Below are 3,355 nucleotides of genomic sequence, written 5' to 3'. Positions count from 1 at the left end.
TTTTCCACAATCAATTTCTACCTATTTCTATAAATTTCAATCTATTTCTATTATCTTATCTCCATATCACTCTTATCTCCTTATCCCCTTTCTTACACTTTTGATATATAGCCTGAACGGTTACATATTGGTAAATGGCTTTCCATAAATTTTCTACCAATATATCGTTCCTACGGAACTGTATTGATTTGTCTATCTATTTCTACCGATATTATGTTCCTAACGGAACGATTATTCTCATGCCTTATTTATGGGTATTATCCTATGTAAACTTCCAGTTAATAACCACTATATGGGTAAGTTTCTTTAAAAAATCTCTTGACCTCATTAACTTCATAGTGTATAATTACCTACGAATGGAATTAGGCATATCAAAAGAGCTATTTAAAAAAGCAAATCAATACCTTGTTGGTGGTGTGAATAGTCCAGTCAGGGCTTTTAAGGCTGTTGGTCTCAACCCACTATTCATTGAGCGCGGTTTTGGGTCAAAGATTTATGATGCCAATGGCAATGAATATATTGACTATGTCTGTTCCTGGGGACCGCTCATTTTAGGACATTGCCATCCTCAAGTCATTGAGGCAGTAAAACACGCCTGCGATAAAGGGACAACCTTTGGTGCGTCAACTGAAATAGAACTCGAATTAGCCAAAAAGATAATCGAGGCAATACCATCAATTGAACTCATCCGAATGGTCAATTCTGGCACTGAGGCAGTAATGAGTGCCATTAGATTAGCCAGAGGTTATACAAAACGAGATAAAATAGTTAAATTTGAAGGTTGTTACCATGGACATAGTGATAGTTTGTTAGTTAAGGCGGGGTCAGGGGCGACAACATTAGGTATCCCGGATAGTCTGGGTATACCCAAAGACCTGGCTAATCACACGATTACTTTACCTTACAATGATATTGAGAGCATCAAAGAGGTGATAAAAAAACAAGGGGAACAAATCGCTTGCGTAATCGTCGAACCCGTTGCCGCAAATATGGGATTAATCCTACCCAAAGAAGGATTTTTACAGGGATTACGAGAAATTAGTCAACAATATGGCATTTTACTTATCTTTGATGAGGTGATTACTGGATTTAGGGTTGCTTATGGTGGTGCTCAACAACTCTATGGAATAAAACCAGATATAACTTGTCTGGGAAAAATCATTGGAGGTGGATTTCCCGTTGGTGCTTATGGTGGGAAAAGAGAAATTATGGAGCTGGTTGCTCCTCTGGGTGGTGTTTATCAGGCGGGAACTTTATCCGGTAATCCAATCGCTATGCAAGCCGGCATCCAAACACTTAAAATACTTCCTGATATCTATGAAGAATTGGATAAAAAAACAACACTGTTAATCCAGGGGCTACAAGATGTGGCAAAAGATTGTGGAATAAAACCATTTGTGACTAAAATTGCCTCTTTATTTTGTATCTTTTTCACTGATGAGGAGGTCGTTGATTACCAATCGGCTAAGAAAGCAGATATTATTGCTTATGCCACATTTTTCAAAGAGATGTTAAATCAAGGAATTTATTTAGCCCCCTCTCAGTTTGAGGCAGGTTTTGTCTCTATTGCTCATACAACGCAAGATATTGAAAAAACAATAGAAGCAAGCAAATATGGATTTAAAGCAGTAAGTCAGAAAATTTAGGTCAGACTACTGTGTTGATGTATCTGTTTAGCGTGGTCAGAAAACATGAAGGGAAAATATTGAGTTATTACAAAACTATTTGAAATACAATAAGTTTTGTAATACAAAATTAAAAATTAAATATTAAAATGCAAAATGACATATCAAATATCATATCAAAAATCAAAGAGCAAATATCAAAATTAAGGAATTCTTTTATTCTTATTTTTGATTTTTAATATTTGATTTTTTTGTTCCCTTACAAGTATTTTTGCATTTTGCTTTGTAATTTTGCTTTGGACATTTTGTAACCGTTCAGGCTATATATCAAAAGTGTAAGAAAGGGGATAAGGAGATAAGGGAGATATGGAGATAAGATAATAGAAATAGATTGAAATTTATAGAAATAGGTAGAAATTGATGGTGGAAAACAACAAGTTTCCATAAATTTCTATCAGTTTCTACTAATTTCAATTTTTTAAATAATATCCCCTTATCCCCTTAATCTCCATATCTCCTTTTGTTACACCACCTGAACGCTTACGACATTTTGATATTTGCATTAATCTCTTCGTGGAATATTTTACAGCGGTATCCTATTATTTACCAAAGAGTTACGCCTTAAATTAGCGTCATTCAGAACACGCTAAACACTTACGTGTTGATGTGGTTGTTATACCTTCCGCTTCTCAAAAAGGATATGAATCCAATTCGGCTGTGGGCGGTGGAAATATTGTTGTATATTTTGGATATAAACTGCCATTCTTGTTAAAACTTTCTGCAAAATATTTCTTTGGAGTGGCCTTTTTAGCCTGGCTCCACAATGAAGACACCATTCATCATCTTGATAAGAGCCATATGGGTTTCCTGCCAGGTCCAGAAGCAACATTGACAATAAGTTAGTGCATTTATTGTTTAGTCCTACAAACGATATCTTCTTTACCTCGCATAAAGGAAACAATTTTTTTAATCTGTGCTCATCAAAACTATTAATATGTCCATATGAAGGATTCCTTTTTCCACAGGTGTGGCATTTTGTTCGACCTACTCTGATATCTTGCTTGAAAGGAACGCCAATAAGAATATATTTCTTCGTAACACGTTCTAACTCGGAACAAACTTTTTGCAGATGATTAGATGGAATATGTTCAAGAACTTCTGCACAAAATACCAAATCAAATTCATCGTTATCAAAAGCTAAATTAGTCGCATCTCCTTTAACACATTGAATTTTTGGATGAGCAATAGACGGTTTTTCTAAATCAAGTGCGGTTACTCGCTCGAATCTCTCAGCAAGCAACAGGGAAAACCAACCATCCCATGCCCCAATATCCAGAGCAGTCTTTCTGGAATCACCTGGAATGAGTGCCATTAAATCATCAGTTCTTTTTTTTTCAATTTCTTTATTTCGGTAAGCGATTAAATCCATTCTTTGTTCCACTAATTGTAATTATTCAGCCACAGATAGACACGGATGAAACACTGAAAATTCATAATCCGTGTCCGTAATTAGGTTCAAGGCTGATGGCTGAAAATTTGGTGGTGTCTTAATCTAACATAAAGGTTGAAATAGTGTAAGAAAAGGAGATACGGGGATTATGGAGATATTATTAAAAAAATTGAAATTAGTAGAAACTAATAGAAATTTATAGAAATTTGTTGTTTTCCACAATCAATTTCTACCTATTTCTATAAATTTCAATCTATTTCTATTATCTTATCTCCATATC

General features: G+C 34.9%; 3 protein-coding genes. 1 reads left to right on the top strand and 2 read right to left on the bottom strand.

Going from position 1 to position 3,355, the window contains the following annotated elements; all coding sequences use genetic code 11:
• Positions 1-356: 356 nt before the first annotated feature.
• Positions 357-1,646 (top strand): glutamate-1-semialdehyde 2,1-aminomutase, encoded by a 1,290-nt coding sequence (gene hemL, locus AB1422_18160; GenBank protein ID MEW6621224.1) that lies wholly within the window; start codon positions 357-359, stop codon positions 1,644-1,646.
• Positions 1,647-1,884: 238 nt separating this feature from the next.
• Here hemL and AB1422_18155 read toward each other — a convergent pair whose 3' ends face one another.
• Complete coding sequence (locus AB1422_18155) at positions 1,885-2,070, bottom strand: hypothetical protein (protein MEW6621223.1); 186 nt, start codon at positions 2,068-2,070, stop codon at positions 1,885-1,887.
• Between the two features lie 228 nt (positions 2,071-2,298).
• Positions 2,299-3,066 carry a class I SAM-dependent methyltransferase gene (locus AB1422_18150; GenBank protein ID MEW6621222.1) on the bottom strand — a complete coding sequence of 256 codons (768 nt, stop codon included), beginning with the start codon at positions 3,064-3,066 and terminating at the stop codon, positions 2,299-2,301.
• Positions 3,067-3,355: the final 289 nt, after the last annotated feature.

The organism is bacterium, assembly GCA_040757115.1.
Classification (GTDB): domain Bacteria; phylum UBA9089; class CG2-30-40-21; order CG2-30-40-21; family SBAY01; genus JBFLXS01.
This window is presented reverse-complemented; position numbering and strand designations above follow the sequence as displayed.